Annotated in this window: 20 protein-coding genes; 9 read left to right on the top strand and 11 right to left on the bottom strand. The window is 44.0% G+C overall.

The window, feature by feature from the left end; genetic code table 11:
• Nucleotides 1-87: 87 nt before the first annotated feature.
• From AC1MEO_RS02945 to AC1MEO_RS02930, 4 genes are all read right to left on the bottom strand, one after another.
• Nucleotides 88-939, bottom strand: a complete 852-nt coding sequence (locus AC1MEO_RS02945) for a glycerophosphodiester phosphodiesterase (RefSeq protein WP_480336009.1) — start codon at nucleotides 937-939, stop codon at nucleotides 88-90.
• 352 nt (nucleotides 940-1,291) lie between these two features.
• Nucleotides 1,292-2,368: a stage II sporulation protein P gene (locus AC1MEO_RS02940; RefSeq protein WP_480334216.1), complete on the bottom strand. Its 1,077-nt coding sequence runs from the start codon at nucleotides 2,366-2,368 to the stop codon at nucleotides 1,292-1,294.
• Nucleotides 2,369-2,446: 78 nt separating this feature from the next.
• Nucleotides 2,447-3,856 (bottom strand): murein hydrolase activator EnvC family protein, encoded by a 1,410-nt coding sequence (locus AC1MEO_RS02935; protein ID WP_480334215.1) that lies wholly within the window; start codon nucleotides 3,854-3,856, stop codon nucleotides 2,447-2,449.
• 568 nt (nucleotides 3,857-4,424) lie between these two features.
• Nucleotides 4,425-4,757: a hypothetical protein gene (locus AC1MEO_RS02930; protein ID WP_480334213.1), complete on the bottom strand. Its 333-nt coding sequence runs from the start codon at nucleotides 4,755-4,757 to the stop codon at nucleotides 4,425-4,427.
• Nucleotides 4,758-5,466: 709 nt separating this feature from the next.
• On the opposite strand from AC1MEO_RS02930, the gene AC1MEO_RS02925 reads away from it, so the two are divergent.
• The 3 genes from AC1MEO_RS02925 to AC1MEO_RS02915 all read left to right on the top strand — a co-directional run bounded on the left by AC1MEO_RS02925 (nucleotide 5,467) and on the right by AC1MEO_RS02915 (nucleotide 9,329).
• Complete coding sequence (locus tag AC1MEO_RS02925) at nucleotides 5,467-6,918, top strand: UDP-N-acetylmuramoyl-L-alanyl-D-glutamate--2,6-diaminopimelate ligase (RefSeq protein ID WP_480334211.1); 1,452 nt, start codon at nucleotides 5,467-5,469, stop codon at nucleotides 6,916-6,918.
• A 33-nt stretch (nucleotides 6,919-6,951) separates the two neighbouring features.
• A complete protein-coding gene (locus tag AC1MEO_RS02920; protein WP_480334209.1) occupies nucleotides 6,952-7,326 on the top strand; it encodes a hypothetical protein in 375 nt (124 codons plus the stop codon).
• Between the two features lie 488 nt (nucleotides 7,327-7,814).
• Nucleotides 7,815-9,329, top strand: coding sequence for a multicopper oxidase family protein (locus AC1MEO_RS02915; RefSeq protein WP_480334207.1), 1,515 nt, complete (start codon nucleotides 7,815-7,817; stop codon nucleotides 9,327-9,329).
• Between the two features lie 71 nt (nucleotides 9,330-9,400).
• Here AC1MEO_RS02915 and AC1MEO_RS02910 read toward each other — a convergent pair whose 3' ends face one another.
• The 4 genes from AC1MEO_RS02910 to AC1MEO_RS02895 form a co-directional block, all read right to left on the bottom strand.
• Nucleotides 9,401-9,649 carry a hypothetical protein gene (locus AC1MEO_RS02910; protein WP_480334205.1) on the bottom strand — a complete coding sequence of 83 codons (249 nt, stop codon included), beginning with the start codon at nucleotides 9,647-9,649 and terminating at the stop codon, nucleotides 9,401-9,403.
• 156 nt (nucleotides 9,650-9,805) lie between these two features.
• Nucleotides 9,806-10,903 (bottom strand): IS200/IS605 family element RNA-guided endonuclease TnpB, encoded by a 1,098-nt coding sequence (gene tnpB, locus AC1MEO_RS02905; RefSeq protein WP_480334203.1) that lies wholly within the window; start codon nucleotides 10,901-10,903, stop codon nucleotides 9,806-9,808.
• A gap of 11 nt (nucleotides 10,904-10,914) precedes the next feature.
• Nucleotides 10,915-11,322 carry an IS200/IS605 family transposase gene (tnpA, locus tag AC1MEO_RS02900; protein WP_480334202.1) on the bottom strand — a complete coding sequence of 136 codons (408 nt, stop codon included), beginning with the start codon at nucleotides 11,320-11,322 and terminating at the stop codon, nucleotides 10,915-10,917.
• Nucleotides 11,323-11,402: 80 nt separating this feature from the next.
• The gene (locus AC1MEO_RS02895) at nucleotides 11,403-11,579 is read right to left on the bottom strand and encodes a hypothetical protein (protein WP_480334200.1); all 177 of its coding nucleotides are present in this window, start codon (nucleotides 11,577-11,579) and stop codon (nucleotides 11,403-11,405) included.
• A 459-nt stretch (nucleotides 11,580-12,038) separates the two neighbouring features.
• Here AC1MEO_RS02895 and AC1MEO_RS02890 point away from each other — a divergent pair, with 459 nt between their 5' ends.
• From AC1MEO_RS02890 to AC1MEO_RS02870, 5 genes are read left to right on the top strand one after another with little or no spacing between them, the layout of a single operon-like run.
• Nucleotides 12,039-12,761 (top strand): GntR family transcriptional regulator, encoded by a 723-nt coding sequence (locus AC1MEO_RS02890; protein ID WP_480334198.1) that lies wholly within the window; start codon nucleotides 12,039-12,041, stop codon nucleotides 12,759-12,761.
• Between the two features lie 5 nt (nucleotides 12,762-12,766).
• Complete coding sequence (locus AC1MEO_RS02885) at nucleotides 12,767-13,924, top strand: iron-containing alcohol dehydrogenase (protein WP_480334197.1); 1,158 nt, start codon at nucleotides 12,767-12,769, stop codon at nucleotides 13,922-13,924.
• The gene (locus AC1MEO_RS02880) at nucleotides 13,897-15,645 is read left to right on the top strand and encodes a thiamine pyrophosphate-binding protein (RefSeq protein WP_480334196.1); all 1,749 of its coding nucleotides are present in this window, start codon (nucleotides 13,897-13,899) and stop codon (nucleotides 15,643-15,645) included. The genes AC1MEO_RS02885 and AC1MEO_RS02880 overlap by 28 nt, the downstream gene beginning before the upstream one ends.
• Before the next feature lie 3 nt (nucleotides 15,646-15,648).
• On the top strand, nucleotides 15,649-16,566 hold the full coding sequence (locus tag AC1MEO_RS02875; protein ID WP_480334194.1) for a bile acid:sodium symporter family protein: 918 nt from the start codon (nucleotides 15,649-15,651) through the stop codon (nucleotides 16,564-16,566).
• Nucleotides 16,563-17,528 carry an SDR family oxidoreductase gene (locus AC1MEO_RS02870; RefSeq protein WP_480334192.1) on the top strand — a complete coding sequence of 322 codons (966 nt, stop codon included), beginning with the start codon at nucleotides 16,563-16,565 and terminating at the stop codon, nucleotides 17,526-17,528. Before AC1MEO_RS02875 ends, AC1MEO_RS02870 begins: the two co-directional genes overlap by 4 nt.
• Before the next feature lie 590 nt (nucleotides 17,529-18,118).
• On the opposite strand, the gene AC1MEO_RS02865 is transcribed toward AC1MEO_RS02870, so the two are convergent.
• From AC1MEO_RS02865 to AC1MEO_RS02855, 3 genes are all read right to left on the bottom strand, one after another.
• Nucleotides 18,119-18,928: a M20/M25/M40 family metallo-hydrolase gene (locus AC1MEO_RS02865; RefSeq protein WP_480334190.1), complete on the bottom strand. Its 810-nt coding sequence runs from the start codon at nucleotides 18,926-18,928 to the stop codon at nucleotides 18,119-18,121.
• An 81-nt stretch (nucleotides 18,929-19,009) separates the two neighbouring features.
• Nucleotides 19,010-20,029 carry a tetratricopeptide repeat protein gene (locus AC1MEO_RS02860; protein WP_480334188.1) on the bottom strand — a complete coding sequence of 340 codons (1,020 nt, stop codon included), beginning with the start codon at nucleotides 20,027-20,029 and terminating at the stop codon, nucleotides 19,010-19,012.
• Between the two features lie 189 nt (nucleotides 20,030-20,218).
• On the bottom strand, nucleotides 20,219-21,256 hold the full coding sequence (locus AC1MEO_RS02855; protein WP_480334187.1) for a family 20 glycosylhydrolase: 1,038 nt from the start codon (nucleotides 21,254-21,256) through the stop codon (nucleotides 20,219-20,221).
• Between the two features lie 47 nt (nucleotides 21,257-21,303).
• Here AC1MEO_RS02855 and AC1MEO_RS02850 point away from each other — a divergent pair, with 47 nt between their 5' ends.
• On the top strand, nucleotides 21,304-21,822 hold the full coding sequence (locus AC1MEO_RS02850) for a recombinase family protein (protein WP_480334185.1): 519 nt from the start codon (nucleotides 21,304-21,306) through the stop codon (nucleotides 21,820-21,822).
• Nucleotides 21,823-21,904 lie beyond the last annotated feature (82 nt).

Raw genomic sequence — 21,904 nt, 5'->3', positions numbered from 1 at the left:
GTGGTTATTCACTCTAATCATTTATAGCTAAATAAGACAGGCCGAGGGTTCTTATGAGAATCCTCGGCCTGTTTTTATACTATGGAATTATGAATTTTTTACCGGATGATGATAAACATGTTCCGGATAATCGGTAATGATGCCATCTACGTTTAAATCAAATAACCGTAAAGCTTGTTCTTGTGAACGTGAAGTGTATGGATAGATGTCCATCCCCGCTTCATGGACGTCACTGACCAGCTCATCCGTTACAATGTTCATCGTTGGATTGAAATAATCAGCGTAAGTTGCAAACTGGGCTAGTTGTTCTTCCGTTACATCTGCCCAACTTCCTCCTGTCAGAACGCCATGAGAAAGATTCGGCAACAGCGCTTTCGATTTTTTCATGGATTCGTGGTTGAAGGATTGGATGATGATTTTATTATTATTCGGTAGACTCATGTTTCGTTCGATTAATGCATCCGCAATCTTCTCTTCCACTCCCGGATTAAGTTCCGGTGCCTTCAATTCGATTAAAACACCAACTTTCCCGCGGAACGCATCCAACACTTCCTCAAAAGTAGGAACCCGCTCGCCAACAAAAGCTTCGCCGAACCAGCTGCCGGCATCCAACTGCCTAATTTCCGCTAAGGTTAAATCGCCCACTTTGCCGGTTCCGTTGGTTGTACGATTTACGGTGGTGTCATGAATAACGACAAGCTCTCCATCTTTTGTCATTTGGACATCGATTTCGATATAGTCTGCTTTCATTTCAACGCCTTTTTGGAAAGCTTCCATCGTATTTTCAGGTGCATGTCCAGAAGCTCCGCGATGTGCGATGTTCACCATTTCTTGTTGTTCCTGTTTCGATATCACCTTACCTGCTTCTCCCTGTTCAGCTGCAAGTCCAGATCCGGCAAAACTCGTCATCGCAAGGCTTGCTGCTAAAATAACCATCATCCTTTTCACTTAACCACTCCTTATGTATTTGATAACTCAAGTGTAAGCAATGAATATATGGCAGGTGTGAATAGAGCATTAAGAAAGGTTAAGATAATGTAAATTAACGGAAATATTATTTATATTCCCTAATATCCCCATATTTTTTATTTTCTTTTTGTATATTATCTAAAAAAAGGCTATAATATACCCTTTTCATTCTAACGATCAATCCTCCGAATTATTATTTCGTTGCTTTTACCTGAAGAAAATATTCATTCAGCTTTTCTTCCATCGCGGCTTTGTTTTCATCGAATTGTTTAGGACAATGGCCATTGCCGCCTGAAGGTAGACTTAATCCATTTTTAGCTGTTTACTTTTCTCCATGCCAATAATAATCGCTTAAGACCTCTGCCAACACTTCGACTGTCCGCTGAAGTTCTTCTGCCGTATTATCGACTCCGCCAATTTCAACAATGACTGCGTTGGGAGACAAATTCTGGTTATAGACACCGTTCCCTTGAGCACTGTCTTTTTCAAGTATTCCTTTTGACAATCCGGGATATTCAAGTTCAAGCTGTTGATGCAAATCTTCCGTGAATGTCAGATTCTTTTCGAAGTCTTTATGGCCTGTTCCAACTACAAATAACAGCTGCGCATATTCCTCTTTATTCATTTCGATAGTGGTGGAATCTTTACGCAATGAATCCCGATGTATATCCAGAAAAATTTCCATTTCCCTATTTTCTTTTTGGGCAGCCTTCATATGTTCTCCCGAAACAGCGTAAGAACTGCCATAGTCTAGCCCTTTCGATTCCAATTCTTGAACGATGTCAGTAGAATTGACTAATGTTCCTATGCCTCTCCGTTCCAAGGCTTTTCCCAACATCTCACCAACCAACGTAATATTGGCTTTGGAATGATAGGCTTTTTCTGGTTGATCGGTCTTTTTTAAATAAGGCAAAAATGCTTCTCTGCTATGGGAGTGATAAATGTAAATGATCTTTCTCCCAAAAGTCGAGTGCCCTGTGTTTAGTTGATCTAAAGATATTGTATTTTCAAATCTATCTTCAGCATTCACTAGTGAAAGTTCCCTGTCTTTGAACAGATCTTTCATGGCAGGTTGAAATTCATCTCTTGTTAGCTGCTCACTCTGTAATGTGGATCCCTCTTCGGGATTAAGACTATGGTTTGGAGAACTAATTGCTCTATCTTCTGGCTTAAGAAGTTGAAATAGAAAACTGGATAGAGTCAAATCGGATGCTGCCTGGGATTTCGAATCATCTGGTTCAAAATTTCCATGGTTTTCCCCGTCTATATTGACGTATATAAACGCCAAAGCAATGATTAGTAAACAAGTTGAGATAAAAAGTGCCCAATGGTATAGACGAGTTAATCCAGAAACTTTCTTTTTTCTTTTTTTAGTATTTGCTTGAGTCTTTGACCACATGAGTTAATCTCCCTTAAATTAAAATGGTATAGAAGAAAAAACAATCGGCATAGTAGAAAATGCTGATTGTTTAAAGGATTATCTAATATACTGAGCTGGATCTACCGCATTCGAACGTGCACCGTTCCAGGGTCCTACATGAACTTCAAAATGCAGATGGGTTCCTGTGGAACGTCCCGTATTCCCCATGCCTCCGACTTGTTGACCTGGTGAAACAGATTGTCCAACCGCAACATTGATGGAACTCATATGAGCATAGACCGTCGCATGTGTTTGTCCATTAATCGAATGAGTAAGAATCACGACATTTCCATATCCCCCCATTACACCGGCAAAGGATACAAAACCCTGTGCAGCTGCCATGATAGGTGTGCCGGTTACATTCGCAATATCGTACCCTAAATGCGTTTCAGCCCCGTCGCCAATGTCCCGTCCGCCAAATCCCGATGTGTGCCGGCCCGCTGCCGGTCTACTAAATGGAGAACTTGTTGAAGCAGCAGGGGCTGTATAGTTAGATTCCGTCTTTTCGGCTTGTATTATTATATTTGAAGCATTCGTTTTTTCAGTCTTTTGTGATGCAATTGCCGCTTTGCGATCTGCAGCCGCACGTTCTTCCTCCACTTGCTTTTTAGCGGTTACTTCTCGCTGTTTTTCAGCTTCAGCCGCTGCGTGACGTTGGCGTTCTTCTTCCGCTATCCTGGCTAATTCAGCAAGACGAGTTTGCTCAGCTGCGATTTGTTGTTCCAAATCAACACTGATTTCTATTTCTTCTTCAAACCGATCTTCCAGTTCGGATTTTGCACTTGCTAATCGGTTCTGTTCCACAGTCAGCTCTTTTACTAACTCCTGTTGCTTATTCTTTTGGCCAGCAAGTGAATTTTGAAGCTCTTGAAGTTCTGCTTGGCGTTCTTTTTGTTCGGTGAGCTTTGTCTCCACTTCGGTTTTTTGTTCAGCTAAAAGCTCTTTGTCTTGCGCTTGTTGCAACATAATTTCTCGATCTGCTTCAATTAATGTATTTACCGCAGAGAAGCGATCGATAAAATCAATAAAGCTATTTGCCCCAAGCAAAACATCTATGTAATCCACTGACCCGCCGCTTTTTTGAATGGCACGGGCACGTTCCTTAAGTAACTGTGTTCGCTCAGCAATTTTATCTTCAAGTACTTTAATTGATTTTTTCACCTCATCAATGTCACTTCTAGTTTGATCGATTTCTTCCTGAGCTCTAACAATTTTGAATTCAGTTTCTTTAATTTTATTATCCAGTTCCGTGATTTTCGTCATGATTCCGGTTAACTTCGTTTGATTTTCGCTGATTGCATGTGATTTTTCGTTGATTCCAGCATCTAGTTCACTCTTTTTTTGTTGCGTCTCCTGTTGCTTTTTTTCAAGTTCGCTTAATGTCTCTGCATTCGTTGTTGGCAAGTACATAGTGAAGGCTAATACAGTTGAAACACCCGTCACCATCCATTTCGATTTCAAGTTCACTTACAAATTCTCCTTCCGGATATTCAGTCTTTAGTTGTTGCCAATAGGTGATATCTCCTCAATTCTTTCTTAAAACTGTCGTTGCTATGTATTTGTTAATACACTCCAGCTTACAAGTTGCTTAAATTTCATTAAATTACCATAGCCATCCAAAAATAAGCGCCATTTTACTTACAAAAGATAAGTGCATTTCAAAACTCTTCATACATTAAGGGAAACTTGTGGAGAAACTATCGAGATTAAGCTTAATATGAAAATGTACCTGCTTTGTGTTGCCTTAAGAAAAGCCACCCCACTATGACCACCTCTTTAAACTGCCTTACATTGTTTTGATAATTGTCGTGATTTTCTAGAACAGACGTCTTTTATTTGATTTAACACAGACAGCTGCACCTTGTCTGAAAGGTTTTTATGAGCGTCATACAGTCTGTGCTTCCACTTATGAATAAAAGCATCTTCTGCTAATAAATAGCTGAAGATGCTTTTTGAATGGCTGAGTCTGAAAAAATATTTGATAAAACTTATTCACCTATCTGTATACTGGCTTTCATTCGATTCTTATACTTTATTAAAATCCAATATAATCGATTAATTGAAAGTCGTTTAAAGTAATTCGATCCCCGCATCCTCTGCACGTAAAACTTAATTCGAAATCGACAGTTTCTGCTATCGTGTTCCTTGTTATCCCATCTTCCAGGATTTCTTTTCTTTCCTCATTTGAGATGGCCTTGCCCAATTTGTTGATAAAATCTTCTTGAAAGTTCTCAATTACTTCGTTCTTCCAGCTCACGCCAACGAAAAATTTTTGATTTACTGTTCGGATACCCACCTCAGCATCTTTACTGCGAGGGAGAAGCTCCGCAACTGTACTGCAGTTCTCACATATGATTTGAATTTTCATTTCATCCCTCCTAAAGCTAGATCGTTTCTTGAATGCCTCTGCAAGCAAATTCAATTAGTGGATGGCCGCCGGTTAAAAATGGCCATCCCTATTACGCCCGGGTCTTGATAGCTGTGACGGTTTTGGTCATGGCCCCTATTTTTTTCGTGCGAATTTCCCATTTGGATTGTGGCTGCGTCGTGAAGGTTGTCCTGTTCAGTTCAACTTCACTGTTACTGAGGACTGTTTTGGTTCTGATCTTTTCATAATGCCTCTCCTCATATAGAAGGATATTTCCAAGTAACGAAAGTTAACGACTTTAAAACGGTTGAATAAATTAGTTAACTTTTAGTTTATAAAATCTTTTTCGAGAAATTGTGGAGAAAACACAAAAAAATAACCCAAACTCCAATTAATTTAATGAAAACAGGGTTTGGATCATCCTAATTTATAATTTTTTCTTCGTAATCGGAAGACATTCAAAACAACAGGCACTGAACTGTTAAATCAAACCGCTGAAAAAGAGTGAAAACGAAGCAATGTTCCATCCCCTCGCATGATGTGCTTCCATAACTATATGCCGCTTATAAAACCATCTTCTTCTTTTATTTTCATTACAAAGAAGTGAAATTTTTTCAGCTTTTTTATCTATCCTCTTCTGCACACCTTCTCCATAGATTTCATTTAAAATAGACGAATCCAGATAGTCATTGTGAGGTTAGACAAGCAAATGAAATTACACCAACTGTTAGATGGACTTGACTTAAAAAAGAAGTTAGAAAATACGGCTGCAGATTTACTGATTCATGGACTCGCGGATAATTCGAAAGATGTTGATAGAGGCGATCTATTCGTCGCTATTAAAGGACTAGGCAGTGATGGTCATGATTATATAGATGATGCGATTGCAAAAGGTGCTGCCGTGATCGTAGGAGAACAGCCTTCTGCAGATCTCTCAATCCCATATATTCAAGTGGCAAACAGCAGAAAAGCACTCGGAATAATTGCAAATAATTTCTATGGTGACCCCTCCAAGCAGAAAGTGATGATTGGAATTACCGGCACCAATGGAAAAACCACGACAAGTTATATGCTAAAGCATCTATTGGAAAGCAACGGAAAGACCTGTTCCGTAATCGGCACGATACACAATATTATAAACGGTGAGCGTACTCCCAGTTCCAATACAACTCCAAGCTCACTCCTATTAAACAAACTCATCGCTCTCAGTAACGATGAGGTCATGATCATGGAGGTATCATCCCATGGTTTGGCTCAGCACCGTCTAGAAGGCATTGCTTTTGATTATTGCTTATTTACAAACCTTCATCCTGAACACCTTGATTATCACCGCTCAATGGAGGACTATTTCCAAGCTAAATTGTTGCTGTTTAAGCAGTTGAATCCAGCTGGAAAAGTTATAGCTAACACAGATAATCCTTGGGGAGAAAAGTTGACGGATGCTTTGCAAAACGAAGGGAAATTAGTTTATCAGATTGGAAAATCCGATAAAAGTCAGCTTCGCATTATAGATTTCGACTTACAAAACTCCATCGTATCTTTTAGAGAAAATAATGAATGCATCGCTGCATTTTCCTCAATCCCCGGGATACACAATATGTACAACACGTTAATGGCATATGGGACAGCAAAGCTGATGGGATTAAGCAAGGAAAGTATTCTTCAATCACTTCGTGAATTCGAGGGAGTCGATGGCAGGTTCGAAGTTTCGAAACAGGCAAACGGCGCGACAATTATAGTGGACTATGCTCATACACCAGATGCGATTGTTCACTGCCTAACGACTGCAAAACAATGCGGTGCCAACAGAATTATTCATATTTTCGGATTCCGGGGAGACAGAGATTCCAGTAAGAGAGATGAGATGCTGACCCTAACAGCTGAATTGAGTGATCAATATATATTAACTTCGGATGACTTAAATTCGGTGTCCAGCAAAGAGATGTTAGAGACTTGTACACAGTTAAATGACAACTATGGAAATGAAAAAGGGCGTATCATCTTCGATCGCACCTTAGCCGTTGAAAAGGCGATTCAGGAAAGCCGAATGGGCGATTGGATTTTGATTACTGGGAAAGGACATGAGAAATATCAGCAAGACTTCCAGTTGCCGACTAAAACTGACCGGGAAACAATTGAATTTATATCAAAGCCGCAATAAATAACGACAAAAGATGGGGTGGGAAATATGTGCATGTCGAATAATGAAATTGAACGGCAAGCTTATATCATGAGTGAAAAAATCAGAAGACACTCCATCTATAAACCGATTTCAATAGAATTTATCGGAAAGAAACATATTGAACTCCAAAATCAACCGTTAGAGGATATCCCGTTCAAAGAAGACCTTCCATTAGTCTGCAAAGTGATTTTAGAAGATGGAGAAGGCATGCGCTTCGATATTGAACCAACTGAAATCGGCTTAAGCTACGCTAAAGGGGAAATCACTTTTACGGAATACAAACAACTGCAAAATAAAGAAAACAACTTGTTCATAGGGTATCTCATAGCTCTGTCAAGCGGGTTTCTTCTAATAAGCTGGGTTGTTTTAAGGTTATTTTTTATGTAAAAAACAAACTCGGCAATTCCATCTTTCGCCAACATACAAAGCACTGAAAAGAGTTTTTCCCTAAAGGCTTGTTCTATTAAAGAGGCACTCTTCAAAGAAAGAGAAGCACATCCATTCTGATTTTGCATAAAGGTGAAGCAAATTCTTCTGGCATACCTTGGTTCACACGATAAGACGAGAAGAACACTCACCTTAGTGCCCAAACTCGTCCTGAGCTGCACCGGCGCCAGAGAACTCTCATAGATATGGAGCAAAATAGCGAAGACTCCTGCGGCTTAGCGATTCGACCGATACACCGCAGGGAGCGCAGCGGACGAGGAGGATTGGGCGGGAGCCCTTGGCAGCTGGCATCGCGACGTCCTGTCGCGCCACCTGCATGACCCGCATCCTGCGGGCCCGAAAGCGGAGCTGTTTTGCGGAGTATCGACTAAAATAAATCATTAGCTCAACTTATATAGAAATATTTGCAATGAAAGGAAGTGACAGAAGTGAAAAAAATTATAGTAGGTTCATTCGCCCTCAGTTTCATCCTACTCGGCTGCAGCAACTATGATAACACCAACTCCTCGATGAACAACGGCCACATGGACGGGGGTCAGGGCGGCATGGACCAAGAAGACGTGAATGAGAGAAGCATGGGTGGTATGGGTGGTGGCATGATGAACCATGGGAATGTTCCGACCCTTGAATCCTCTGAAGGCATAAATGAGCTGCAGATTCCTCCAATATTGGAAAAGCAGCAAGGACGGGACTTCGATTATGAAGTTACCGCCCAGGAAGGGTCCACTGAATTTTTCGAAGGCATCTCAACTGACACGTTCGGGTATAACGGCGATTTACTTGGCCCGACGCTTAAGTTGGAGGAAGGTGAAAGTGTGGACGTCAAAATTACAAATGACCTGGATGAACCGACAACATTCCATTGGCACGGCCTGGAAGTTGCCGGTGAAATTGATGGTGGTCCACACGGTGAAATCCAGCCCGGCGACAGCCAAATCATCACTTTGGAAGCGGACCAGCCCGCTGCTACCCTTTGGTATCATCCCCATGTTCACGGCTCGACAGCTGAACAAGTATTTAAAGGCCTTTCCGGGATGCTGCTCATTGGCGAGAAACCGGGCTCTGATTCGGAACTTCCCGATGAGTACGGCGTTGATGATATTCCGCTCATTTTCCAAGACCGCCTGTTTGATGAAAACAAACAATTGAATTACAACAGGCTCATGAACCAGGACGGAACCCTAGGCGATATTTCCCTCGTCAACGGTACCATTAATCCAAAACTGACTGTCACCGAATCGGTCATGCGCTTTCGGCTGTTGAACGGAGCGAATGCGCGGAATTACACGTTCCGATTGAGCAATAACGCCAGCTTCACGCAAATTGCTTCTGATGGCGGCCTGCTGGACGAACCGGTGGAAACCGACAGCCTGACATTAGCCGCTTCGGAACGCGCTGAAATTCTCATCGACTTTTCATCGATGACGGAGGAGGAGTCCCTCGCCATCATCAATGATGATGGAACGGAATTACTGCCTTTTGACCTGGCTCTTGATGATTCTCCGGCAGACTCCGCCAAACTGCGGACAGCCGAAGAGCCCTTCCTGACCGAACAGGAAAAAACAAGGCCTGTCACGAAGGACATCGAATTGTTCGGTATGGCCGATATGGTGACGATCAATGGGAACAAGTTCGATATGGACCGCATTGACTTTCGTCAGGAACAAGGCGTTACGGAAGTATGGGAAGTTTATAACAGACCCGATATGATGGGGGGCATGATTCACCCCTTCCATATTCACGGCACCCAGTTCAAAATCATTTCCCGTGATGGCGAAGAGGTGGAACCCAACGAACAAGGTTTGAAAGATAGCGTGCGGGTCGAACCCGGCGAACGGGTAAAACTGCTTGTCACGTTCCCCGAAAAAGGGATTTTCGTTTTCCATTGCCACATCTTGGAGCATGAAGATAACGGCATGATGGGGCAAATCGAAGTATACTAGCATATGAAAAGGCAGATAGCGATTATTTCGCTATCTGCCTTTTTCATTTTAACGATAAGCATTCCATTTGATTAGTTCGCCGCTTCCACCTGAAGAAAATGATTTTTCAGCTTTTCTTCCATCGCGGCTTTGTTTTCAGCGAATTGTTTATGGCGATGGCCATTGCCGCCTGATGGATGCGGAAAGCCGGACAGGATATTCCCCGGTGCAACCAGCCCTTGATCCTTTAGGTAATCCAAGGCGTTCGACACGTTGACGCCGAGCGGAATGATCAAGGCGTCACCCAATTTTTCCAGTTCAGCCACAAAATTTTCTGTCACGTACTTCTTCAATATGTCGTTCGTGAACTACTCACGACTAAAGCCGCCAGCTTCCTACAAACATCTTCCTTGCGTGCGTCTGTTGTAACGTCCAGCGCATGCAGCGGAAATGATTACGGTAGGCTCAAAAGACGGTTCCCGCCTCCTACTTGAATCTTATAACGCCAGTGCCAATAAATTCTGACTGGCATTGATGTCCCGGTCATGGTGTGTTCCACAAGGTGTACATGTCCACGAACGAATCGCTAGGGGTTTCCTGGAACCTCTATCCCCACAGGCCGAACAGATTTGGCTGGATGGGTACCATCTGTCGGCTTTAATCAGCGTACGCCCCAGCCACAACGCCTTGTATTCGAGCTGGCGTGTAAATTCAGACCAACTGACACTCGCAATGGCTTTGGCCAACCGGCGATTCCGCATCAGGTTTTTGCTGGAAAGCGTCTCGATGGCGATCACTTGGTTTTCGTGAACGATCCGGTGAGACAACTTATGCAAAAAGTCTTTGCGCTGATTGGCAATCTTTTCGTGTTTTTTTGCAACGACCACTCGCGCCTTGTCCCGGTTTTTGCTGCCGTGTTGTTTGCGCGACAACCGTTGCTGGGCGCGTTTTAATTTCTTTTCCGCTTTTTGCAGATATCTGGGATTGGCAATTTTTTCGGAAATACCGGCATCGTTTGTGGTAATCGCAAAGTCGGTCAACCCCAAATCGATACCGATTTTATGCTGGGCGGGAATCCATAACAGGTCGTCTTGCTCGACAAGAACGGAAATATAATACTTGCCGCTGGGTTTCATGCGCACCGTACAGGACTTGACGGTGCCAGTAAACTTCCGGTGCTGCGTGAATTTGACGAATCCGATTTTGGGCAATTTGATGCGTTTGCCTTCGATTCGAATCGACCCTTTTTGATTGTTCGTTTTGTAACTGGCTTTTGACCGATGTTTGGATTTATACACCGGGAAGTTCGCGCCTTGTTTGAAGAACTTCTGGTAGGCCGCGTCTAAATTGAGTTTCGCGTTGGCCAGCGCCAAATTATCGATTTCTTTCAGCCACGGGAAGTCCTGTTTGAACGATGTGTACGTACGTGGCTTAATCGAACGCAACAATTGCGGGTCGTGTTTGTATTTTTCGTAATGGTCTTTCCGGTCAGCCAGCATCTGGTTGTAGAGAAACCGCACGCTGCCGAATGCTTTTGCAAAATACGTTTGTTGCGACGCCGTGGGATACAGTCGATAGCTATAGGCTTTCAGCATGCGGTTTCCCCTCATTTCCAGTTGATTTGTTGGTGTTCGATGTAGTGTTTAATCTGTTCGTCGGTGGTATCGCTCACCGTCGCGGCGAAATAACTGGGGTTCCACAAATGGCCGCCCCATAACGCATTCTTGAGCGACGGATGAAGCAGGAACAGCCGTCTCGCCGACGTCCCTTTGAACGATTTCAGAATCGATGGAATCGTCTGTTGAGGCGTACAACTGATAAGCATGTGGACATGGTCTTTGTCGGTTTCGAGTGAAAGAATCTCAATTTTTTGTTCATCGGCGATCTCTCGAAGAACCGCTTTAGTATCGCGTTCCACGTCGCCGACCAACACGGCATTCCGGTATTTAACACACCATACGATGTGATAATGTAAATAGTAGACGTAACCCCTACCCTTACTGGCTTTAGTCATCTCGTTCACCTCTACATATAGTATGCCATATGTAGCATGAAAGTCCAAAAAAAAGAGCATTCACTAACTCACGACTAAAGTCACGAGAGTGCGCTCATAAGTGCTTCAAAAGGCGCGTAATAAATCTCAAGCTTCCTCTTGTCGTCTCTTTCCAGTAAGAAATCTTCATGGATCAACGACTCTTCTGTATAGGAAGACGGTATGGATTGGATAGATTCTTTGTACTGCTGGAACTTCGTGTAGTTTGCGATTGCCATCGGTAAAACCCCTTTTTTATTGAATCGAATTTAATTTTTTATCATTTCGCAGCCTTTGATCTGATTTTTATTAACTATGGTTTTCACGCTTCACCTTGTTATTGCAGCAATATTTCTAGTGCCGTACTTCTCTATGATTTCCCCATTGGTTAAGTGGCCGTTTATTATGCCTTTTACAACGGCCCATTTTATTTCGCTTGAATATACGACTTTGCCATACAAAAAAATCTTGGGTTTCAGTGTTTGTGTAAAGTGTACCATTTCGCAGATGTTTTATAGTGCCCCATTTAGTTATGTCAGTATACTTCTCTTAAAAGACTTTTTATTCTTCCCGAAAAACCAATCGTTACAATTTTTAGAAGATTTAAATATTTTAGTAGCAATTTTTCTCCTCTATCATTATAATCAAAACTACAACAACTGGTAGTGACGTCATGACGAATAAAAGGGGTGGTTAAAATGTTTGATACAGACAGCCCTATTCCCTTTCATTTTCAGATACGGGATGAGCTGAAAGAAGAAATAGCTGCAGGTGCCTATCAGGACAAAGTTCCGAGCGAACGGGAATTGATGGAGCGTTTTGCCGTCAGCCGAACGACGATCCGAGAAGCGATCAACCATCTCGTCAATGATGGGATCGTCGAGAAAATCCACGGGAAAGGCACATTTATCAAAAGGAATAAACAAGTTCATGAATGGCTCCACGCGATTCACAGTTTAACCGATACGGTCACACAGATGGGCATGAAACCAGGGTCGAAATTATTGTTCAGCGGACTTGTCACCCCACCCGATCTGATTGCATCCGCGATGAAGCAAGAGAAGTTGCATTTGATCAAAAGGCTCAGGACAGCGGACGGAGAACCGATTGCCATCGAAAGCCATTATTATGCACCTGAGCTCGGATCCGCACTTGAACAGTATGATTTACATACCGTCACCATCTACGATATTTTGGAAAACGACTTGAACGTCACCATGCATGAAGCGGAACAAGCTATATCATGTAAGCCCTTACAAACCGAAGAAGCGGACGAACTCGGCCTGGAAGCCGGAGTGAACGCCTTGATGGTCGACCGGCTGATCAAAGATGCGGCAGGCCAACCGGTTGAATATTACAGAAGTGTTGTAAAGCCGGAAATGTATGTATTCCGGCTGAAGATGAAAAAACAAGGACGGTGAAACAGTTGGCTTCAACGATAACCTTTGCCCCGCAAATCATCCATGGTAACGGAAGTGTGAAAGACTTGGGACCCGCCTGCCTGGCTATACGGGCAAGTTCTCTCTTCGTTTTATTGAGTGAGCGGACAAAAAACAGCTTACCGGACGTTTTTGCTTCTGCCAATATTGACGTTCATTATTTCACGGACTTTCAAAGTGAACCGACGACTGAACACCTCGAAAGCGCCGTAAAAGAATTCATCCTGTCTAAAGCAGATGGCATTTTGGCGATCGGCGGCGGCACGGCAGTGGATCTGGCTAAAGCATTAGCGGTTCTCGCTGCAAATCCCGGCCTTTCGCTTAGCGACATTCCGAAACATGGCAGCTTGAAGAAAATTCCGCTCATTGCGGTGCCGACAACTGCCGGAACCGGAAGCGAAGTCACCAAAGTCACGGTCATCACGGATCTCGCGTTAAACCGTAAATTAAACCCGGCACATCCCGCATTGGTTCCGGATGTCGTGGTATTGGATCCGGAACTGACCGTCAGCATGTCGCCGAAAATCACTGCTGAAACCGGTCTTGATGCACTCGCGCACGCTATCGAAGCCTATGTCTCAACGCTTGCATCGCCCATCAGCGACTCTTTTGCGCTTGAAGCCATCCGCCTGATCGGCCATTCCATCCGGACGGCGTATCACGAGCCCGAAAACTTACAGGCACGCGACGAAATGCTGCGCGGAAGCATGTTTGCCGGGCTCGCTTTTTCAAACAGTTCGACAAACCTAGCGCATGCGACGGCACGGCCTCTCGGCACCCGATTTTCGATGCCGCACGGTTTGAGCGTGGCACTTATGCATCCATATGTGATTGCGTTCGGAGAAGACGCAGCGCGTGAACGCTATGGGGAAATTGCAAAAGCACTTGGTGTCGACAGTGTCCGGGCATTCATCCAGGAGCTGAATGAAGAATTCTATTTAATAGAAGAAGCACTCAAATGCCTTGATTTGGAACAAGTCACCGCAAGCATCCCCATTTTGGTGGAAGATGCATTATCCGGCAATGGCATCATGACAAACCGAAAAATCCCAACAAGCGACAACATCAGTGGAATTTACCGAAATTTAGTAACTGACTTAAATAGGGGGCTAACAAAATGGGAGAAATTACAGGCGGCGAAGTAGTCGCAAAAATGCTGCAAATTGAAGGGGTTCAAAACATATTCGGCATTATCGATGGGACGTATTTTGGCTTTTATTCCAAGCTGAAACCGCATGGCATTGAATTGACCACACCGCGCCATGAAACGAGTGCGGCACATATGGCAGGCGCTTATGCCCGCTCCACCGGGAAATTGGGCGTCTGCATGGCAAGCAACGGTCCGGGTGTGGCGAATATTTTACCCGGTTTGGTGGTCGAAGAAGCCGAAGGAAACCGCGTACTCGTCATCACCAGTTCACGCCGGACAGGCATCATGTATCCGGACCGCGGCGGTACATACCAGTGTTTCAATCAAACAGGGGTGATTTCCCAATTTGCAAAATGGAGTGAAGCGGTCCCTTCTTTTGACCGGATTCCCGAAATGATGCGGCGCGCACTGCGGAAATGCTACGAGGGCCGGCCGGGCGTTGTGCATTTGGACATCCCTGAAAACATCCTCAACGGAAAAGTCAAAGCGGATCCGGCATTTTGGCAGCCGCATCAATACCGTTCGATTGTCCAACCGGAACCGTCAGATGCTCAAATCGACCGGACAGTCGAGCTGATTTTACAGGCGAAGTTTCCGATCATCCATGCAGGCTATGGCGTACTCCATGCACAGGCTTCGGAACCACTCGAAAAAGTCGCCCGACTGCTCAATACGCTCGTGACGACCAGCTGGGCGGGACGCGGTGCGATTCCTGAAAGCAGTCCCCATGCCATGCCGATGGTCCATATCGAAGCCAATAACAATATCCGGAATGAATCCGACCTGGTGCTGGTGCTGGGGTCACGCCTCGGCGAAACGGATTGGTGGGGCAAAGCGCCTTATTGGAACAAAGACCAGAAAGTCGTCCAGGTGGATCTCGACCCTGGTACATTAGGCAGCAATAAACCCGTCGAACTGGCCATCCACGGCGATATCGCCAGCTTTTTAACAAAGCTCCATGACAAATTGGCAGCTAAAAAAGACCAATTGAACACGGCCGCCATGCAAAAATACATCGACCGCTTCAGCCAGGAACGGGAAAAGGACCGCAGAAAACTCGACGAGAAACTATCCGATCTGTCGGTTCCGATGAATTCCGCCCATATTCCGGCAACTGTCCAGCAAGTCTTCCCGAAAGACACGCCAGTCGTATTTGACGGCGGCAATACAACCATCTGGTCCAACTTCTATTACCAGATTGAAAAACCGGCCACGGTCTTTTCCACCTTTAAATTCGGTATGCTCGGTGCCGGAACGGCTCAGGCACTTGGGGCAGCTGTCGCAAATCCCGGCAAGCCGGTTGTCTGTATGATCGGCGACGGCGCGATGGGCTTCCATCCTCAGGAGATTGAAACGGCGGTGCGCAACAACTTGCAGGTCATCTATCTCGTTTTTTGTGACAAGCAATGGGGCATGGTGAAAATGAATCAGCATTTTGCCTTGAAACCGGTGAAAACCCTGATCAAAAAATCGCTCAGTGCCGAAGAAAGCATCAAATCGGACCTTGGGGAAATTCAATTCGACAAGCTTGCCGAAAGCATGGGTGCCCACGGAGCGCGCGTCAGCGACCCGAAAGATCTGCGCTTTGCACTGGAACAGGCTTACGCCAGCGGCAAATGCGCAGTCATCCACTGCGACGTCAACCCGGTCATGCATATGTGGGCACCTGGATTGAAGTTCTTCAAAGACCTGCACGCCGAACCAAAGGGGAAATAAACTATGGGAATCGATGATATTCAACTCAATTTCAATCCAATGACTTTGTTATTGATGAATATTTTAATCGGCTTTATCATGTTCGGCGTTGCGCTGGACTTGAAACCCGCTGATTTCAAACGGACGCTGCGGTCGCCAAAGCCTTTCATCATCGGGCTCAGCGCGCAATTCGTCATCATGCCGGCCTTAACATTTTTGCTGGTCTTGATCATTCAGCCGCACCCGAGCATCGCACTCGGCATGTTTCTTGTCGCAGCTGCTCCTGGAGGAAACCTGTCGAATTTCCTGACGCATCTGGCGAAAGGCAATACGCCGCTTTCCATCAGCATGTCCGCCGTATCCACTGCCCTGTCCATAGTCATGACGCCATTGAACACCGTTTTCTGGGGCTCTTTGTACGGACCGACCAATGAAATTTTGCGTTCTTTCATGATTCAGCCCATCGACCTTGTCCAGTCGATCGTCATCTTGCTCGGCATCCCGTTGGTGCTCGGTATGTACGTGAACCATAAAGCGCCGCGTTGGTCCGCAAAAGCCAGCGGGTGGATGAAAAAGTTCTCGATCGTCTTCTTCCTCTTCTTTGTGGCCGGTGCTCTGGCGGCGAACTTCAATTACTTCCTGGATTATGTCGGCATGGTCGTGATAGCGGTATTCCTTCATAATCTGATCGCCATCCTTGCCGGTTACTTTTCCGCTCGGGCGTTCAAGCTGCCAGAACAAGACCGGCGGGCCATCGCCATTGAAGTCGGAATCCAGAATTCCGGCCTGTGCTTGATTCTGGTGTTCAACTTTTTTGACGGCCTCGGTGGAATGGCAATCGTCGCTGCCTGGTGGTCAGTCTGGCATATTATCAGCGGCTTGACCCTGGCTTTATTCTGGTCCAAACGTCCGGCCCTGAAAGTCGAAGAGGTGACTGTATGAATATCTTGATCACTGGAGCGGCCGGCTATATCGGCAGCCAGCTCGTACAAAAATTAGAAAAGCTGATAAAGGAACAGGATAAACCCTGGTATATTATTGCGACTGATATCCGCGACCAGCCACATTATGCAACGGGTCCAAAGACAAGCTATTATAAAATGGATGTCCGCGCTGCTGAGTTTACGGATTTCATGGAAGAACAGACCATTGATACAGTGATCCATTTGGCGACCATCGTGACGCCCGGCAAGAAAAGCAACCGGGAATTCGAATACTCTGTGGACGTCCTCGGCACCAAGAATGTCCTGGAAGCCTGTACAGCCGCCGGTGTCAAACGGATCGTCGTCACTTCGAGCGGAGCGGCATACGGCTACCACGCCGATAACCCCGACTGGCTCGTGGAAAATGATCCGTTGAGAGGCAACGAAGAATTCGCCTATTCCCATCACAAACGCCTGGTCGAAAACATGATGGCGGACTACCGCGAGACACATCCCGAGTTGGAGCAGGTCATCTTCCGCATCGGCACGATTCTCGGCCAAAACGTCAGCAATCAAATTACCGCACTCTTTGAAAAACCAGTCGTTCTCGGGATCCAAGGTTCGGAAAGCCCCTTCGTCTTTATTTGGGACCAGGACGTTGTGGACTGCCTCATTCAAGCGATTTCCAATGAGGCCACCGGAATATTCAATGTAGCCGGAGACGGCGCTGTCACGATAACCGAACTAAGCCGTATGCTCGGAAAGAAGATGCTGCGCTTGCCGGCAAGTGTCGTGAAGAACGGATTGTTCGTCTTGAAACGCCTTCGCCTGACCCAATACGGGGAAGAGCAGATCAATTTTCTCCGCTACCGTCCGGTTCTCGACAATACGCGGCTAAAAACACAATTCGGCTTTACGCCGAGCTTTTCTTCCCGGGAAGTGTTCGAGAATTATATTGGGAAGTCCTGGCCGAGTGAGTAGGAATTGTGTGAGGGATGAAAAGTTAGTGGATTTCTAAAATCCTTATAAATTAAAAACCCCCTGACTGGAGAAAATTAGTGATTTCTCCGGTCAGGGGGTTATTGCTATTCAAGCGCTCCGTTTCCGGAAAGCTCTTCTTTCTGCATAGCGTACATTTTTTATAGATTTCAATTTGGTATATTCTTCACTGCGGCCTTAACAGCGGCAGTGGCAATAAACAAAAAAAAGTAACCGCTCTGTCCCTGCCAGGATTGTGGGCGATTACTCTTTAAGATAAACATTCTCATAATTTGGCCGGCCGCTCTTTTGCGGCATGTACTGCATTGACCGGGTGTAACGGCACTCGGTCTTTTGTATATCCATAGTATAGCATACCTTTTTTTTAGGGAGGAAGTAGATTACAAGGTAGTTTCTTGTTTCCGATTTCTGATTAATTAATGGCAATCAGCCGATTTTCGGTGAGCATATAGCTTTCCTATTCTAATAGATTTTATGTAAATGGCCGGAGAAAAAGGCGTTCTTTTTCTCCGGCCATTTTATTAAGAAGATTATAGAATGCCATAAACACTTTACCCATCCTCCGCTTTACCTCACCCTTCATTGATTACTTCTTTGTTCTCTATAAGCTCTAGTATCCCCCTAAGCTGCTCGCCATTCTTCAAGACTGTACTCAGCAGTTTAAACGCTTCGTAACAAGCCTCCGTATCCAGGTACTCTTCTGAAGTATGCTCATTTTGGTAGCCCACAGACAGATTCACACTTTGTATTCCATAAGACGCCCATATCTTCGTATCACTGCTGCCTCCTGGCCGACATTTCCAGCCATTCAATCCTGCACCTGTTGCAATTTCTTCTACCCAAGTACCATACGCTTCATCGCAGAATTTCAATCCACTCCCTCTAGAGGTGATTATGTCGCCAGCCCCTCGACGATCCGCTACAAAAGCAGCATCCACACCGCTCAGAAAATGTGCGTCTATATTTCTTGCTCCAATGAGTCCGATTTCCTCTTCCACTGTGAAAATGAATTTCAGTTTGCCGTTAAAATTGAATTCATCCATTCGCCTTGCCAATTCCAATAAAATCGCAACACCCGCCCGATCATCCGCTCCTAATATGCCTTCTGTGCTCGACCAAATCTTCCCCAGTTTTAAGATTTTTCGTCCTTCATCAAATCCATATACTGTATCCAGATGAGCATTCAATAAAATTACAGGGCCATCCCCAGTCCCGCAGCTTTTCTCTGCAAGCACATTACCTTTTCTGTCCACTTTGATGTTGTCTACATGAGAGACCAGTCTATCCAAAACGTATTGACGAATTACATCTTCATAACCGCTCTCCCCATCTATTGCCAGACACTCTTCCAGTTCTTTCAAAAAGCTGTTCCAGTTTTCCATAATATCCTCTCCCCTTCTTTTCTTGTCTGTAGCATACAAAAAAAGCTGTGACACGATTGTCACAGCCAGTAAAAAAAAGGGTTATTCAATTTCCTCATCCACTCGGTAGAGAATCATATATGGTATGGAACCATCAAAATAATAAGCTTGGCCATTCGGTACTGTAGCAATCACTTCAGGAATCAAAGCATTTTGCATAGCTGCCCTTAAGCGACTGATTGCTCTTCTATACGTTTCCCATTTTAATTCCTCATCCAGACTTAAATTTCCAAAAAACTGCTTCACATTCCCAGCTTTAGCAGGCTTCTTTTCCGAGCTTTCATTCAGTAGGTAACGCAGCAAATCGCTCGATCCTTTACTCAAGGAAACCGCTTTTCCATTAAAGTTCAAACTGGTTTCCACATCGCCAAAATACAAAATAATCGTGTCTCTTGGATTATTCATCGCGATGTCTTCACAGTCCTGTTTTGAACAAGTGGTCCTGCCTTCAACCGTTTTCTTACAGAAAGCATGCTTCCATAAGTAATTGTCATTATTGTTCATCGCTGAAAAGAGGCCTGAAAATTCATATCCAGGCAACTGCTCTAATTCGGCAGCGGGAAGCTTTTCCAGGTTAGCCTGAGCCCGACGAGCAACATTCAACGCACTATTGGTCAAATAAAGATGGGCACGCCTAAGCTGTTGCTCATTAAGACTCATCGCCGGATTTTCGTTTCCAGCCATATTGTTTATAGAAGTTTGGAAATACTGGAGCGCTTTACCGAATCCCCCTTGCTTATAAGACAAAAAACCCAATCGATATGCAGCAATTGGATTTGTTGGATCAAAGGACAGTGCTTTCTCTAAACTGGATTCCGCCATCTTTTCGTTCTTTTGATCAGACATTTTTAAATAAGTGCCGTAATGGACCAAATTATAAACCAGTCGTTCCTTAATCGCCCCTAAATAACTCGGGTCTTCCTTCTTCTGCCTGACCAATTTTTTTACCCGGAGATACATCGCTGTGTAGAGATCGATTTTGTGTCTGTATGTAGTCGATTCATCTTCGTCATAAGTGGACTGGTGCTCACGGTCCAGGTCTTCTAATTCTTTTATAGACAATTTCAAATAGCGGGAAGACATAGCAATCATCCTAACCTTTTGATTTTAATCACAAGTATCTTCCCTTCTAATGACAAAAGCGGAAGTCAATAAAACCATTAATAAATGAGTTTTGGAACAAAGAAAGATGAACTACCCAAATTAAGAAGACGATAAATATTATGTGACAACTTTGCAATTATCAATAGATTAGTTTTGGCTTATGTTTAAATAATTTTTTACTAAAGGCAAAATTTGAGCTAATAATTGTTCATCTGTTAGTTCGATTCCACGCTCAGTCCAAAAGGTATATGCAGTACCTTTAAGGACCCCTTGCGTATCAACCTCGCCATAAGGATTATCTTTGTAACAAAATATATCTGATTTATGAAACGCCTTCACGTATTCAATTTGTTCTGTGATAGCTTCTATATTTATGTTGTCATTACTTGGGCTGTACACTAATGTATAAAAATTCGAATTGTGAAGTGCTCTTTTGTGCGAAATAAACACCTCTGGGGTCAATATACTTTCTTGCCAATACACGATCTCTATATTTGAATTTAATGCATATAACCCGACTTCATTTAAAGAATCGTTCCATATTCTCGGTTTATAGCCGCATTGCTCGACATAACTAGAAATCGTATTTATAAACCTTACATACTCTTCTTGAAAGTTATTTGTCCCAGGTACTTCATCACCTCCTATTGAAAATACTTGGTGCCCTTTATATTTGTCTTGCTTAAATAAAAAGGCTATTTCCTCTATCAGATGTTTAACGAACTTTGTTGCTTGAGGATTATCAAAATAGTCAACCAGACCCTCATCAAAGTCTGACACGATAGAATTATAAAATTTTTCATCGAATTTTTCTTTGACAAGGCTCAACCATCCCTTTGAGTGGCTTGGAACATCAAAATCCGGAATGATCATCACATCTCTATCATTTGCATAAGTGATGAGTTCTAGAATTTCGCTTTTAACGAGGTATTGATCATTCGTTTCCATCGAAGCCTGACCTAAGATTTCAGAGTATAGCCGGTATCCCTCTGCATCCGAAAAATGCAATTGAAGGTAATTACCGCCTCCTACTTGAATCTCATCGATAATCCGCATTAAGAACGACACTGATACATGACGCCTAGAAGTATCTAATATAATACCGCTGATCAATGGAGACTGAGCAGCTTCTCCACGCAAGTGTTTTGATAAATTGAAGAGCTTTTTTTTAATACGATTCTGCAAAATAAAAACCTCCTGAGTTTAAGTATAAATGAAGAGTGACAAAGTACATGGCTAAAGTCGTTGTGTTGTATTCTACGCTGGATCGGTTTGGTCGGAACAAAGAAGAGATTCTCCAGGAGTGGAATGATCTCACGAAAAATATTGAAGCGGATATTGTGGTGCTGGATATGCCGTTATTAGATACGACGCAATACAAAGACAGTCTGGGGACCTATATTGCAGACTTGGTTTTGCAGATTCTTTCCTGGATGGCAGAAGAAGAATGTGAACGCATCCGGAAACGACAGCTTGAAGGCATCGATTTGGCCCTGCAAAATGGCATACAATTTGGCAGGGCCCCTGTTCTTGTTTCAGAAGAATTCAAAGAGATTTATAGAAGATGGAAAGCTAAAGAGCTAACAGCAATGGAAGCCATGAAGAAAGCTGGAGTTAAAAGACTAGTTTTCACAAATTATTTAAAGCACACGAAGACAATATACAGGTCAATAGTTAATTCTATAATTATTAAGAAACTCCTTTTCGCAGCCAATAACAAGCAGTTGTTATCGGCTTTTTATTTCCCTTAATTTCCATACTATTCCATGGTACAATTTTCAAAAGTCCGAATGAAGAAATGGAATTAAATATAGAAGTCCAAAATTTGAATGC

The sequence above is a fragment of the Planococcus sp. BI3 genome (genome assembly GCF_056680115.1).
This window is presented reverse-complemented; position numbering and strand designations above follow the sequence as displayed.

What these genes read in the sequence shown, in the direction of transcription:
- AC1MEO_RS02930 (WP_480334213.1), bottom strand. Translation starts at nt 4,757, where the DNA reads ATGAAAATTCAAATCATATGTGAGAACTGCAGTACAGTTGCGGAGCTT.
- AC1MEO_RS02850 (WP_480334185.1), top strand. Translation starts at nt 21,304, where the DNA reads ATGGCTAAAGTCGTTGTGTTGTATTCTACGCTGGATCGGTTTGGTCGG.
- AC1MEO_RS02920 (WP_480334209.1), top strand. Translation starts at nt 6,952, where the DNA reads ATGTCGAATAATGAAATTGAACGGCAAGCTTATATCATGAGTGAAAAA.
- AC1MEO_RS02865 (WP_480334190.1), bottom strand. Translation starts at nt 18,928, where the DNA reads ATGGAAAACTGGAACAGCTTTTTGAAAGAACTGGAAGAGTGTCTGGCA.
- AC1MEO_RS02880 (WP_480334196.1), top strand. Translation starts at nt 13,897, where the DNA reads ATGGGAGAAATTACAGGCGGCGAAGTAGTCGCAAAAATGCTGCAAATT.
- AC1MEO_RS02895 (WP_480334200.1), bottom strand. Translation starts at nt 11,579, where the DNA reads ATGGCAATCGCAAACTACACGAAGTTCCAGCAGTACAAAGAATCTATC.
- tnpB (WP_480334203.1), bottom strand. Translation starts at nt 10,903, where the DNA reads ATGCTGAAAGCCTATAGCTATCGACTGTATCCCACGGCGTCGCAACAA.
- AC1MEO_RS02875 (WP_480334194.1), top strand. Translation starts at nt 15,649, where the DNA reads ATGGGAATCGATGATATTCAACTCAATTTCAATCCAATGACTTTGTTA.
- tnpA (WP_480334202.1), bottom strand. Translation starts at nt 11,322, where the DNA reads ATGACTAAAGCCAGTAAGGGTAGGGGTTACGTCTACTATTTACATTAT.
- AC1MEO_RS02925 (WP_480334211.1), top strand. Translation starts at nt 5,467, where the DNA reads ATGAAATTACACCAACTGTTAGATGGACTTGACTTAAAAAAGAAGTTA.
- AC1MEO_RS02890 (WP_480334198.1), top strand. Translation starts at nt 12,039, where the DNA reads ATGTTTGATACAGACAGCCCTATTCCCTTTCATTTTCAGATACGGGAT.
- AC1MEO_RS02870 (WP_480334192.1), top strand. Translation starts at nt 16,563, where the DNA reads ATGAATATCTTGATCACTGGAGCGGCCGGCTATATCGGCAGCCAGCTC.
- AC1MEO_RS02945 (WP_480336009.1), bottom strand. Translation starts at nt 939, where the DNA reads ATGATGGTTATTTTAGCAGCAAGCCTTGCGATGACGAGTTTTGCCGGA.
- AC1MEO_RS02940 (WP_480334216.1), bottom strand. Translation starts at nt 2,368, where the DNA reads ATGTGGTCAAAGACTCAAGCAAATACTAAAAAAAGAAAAAAGAAAGTT.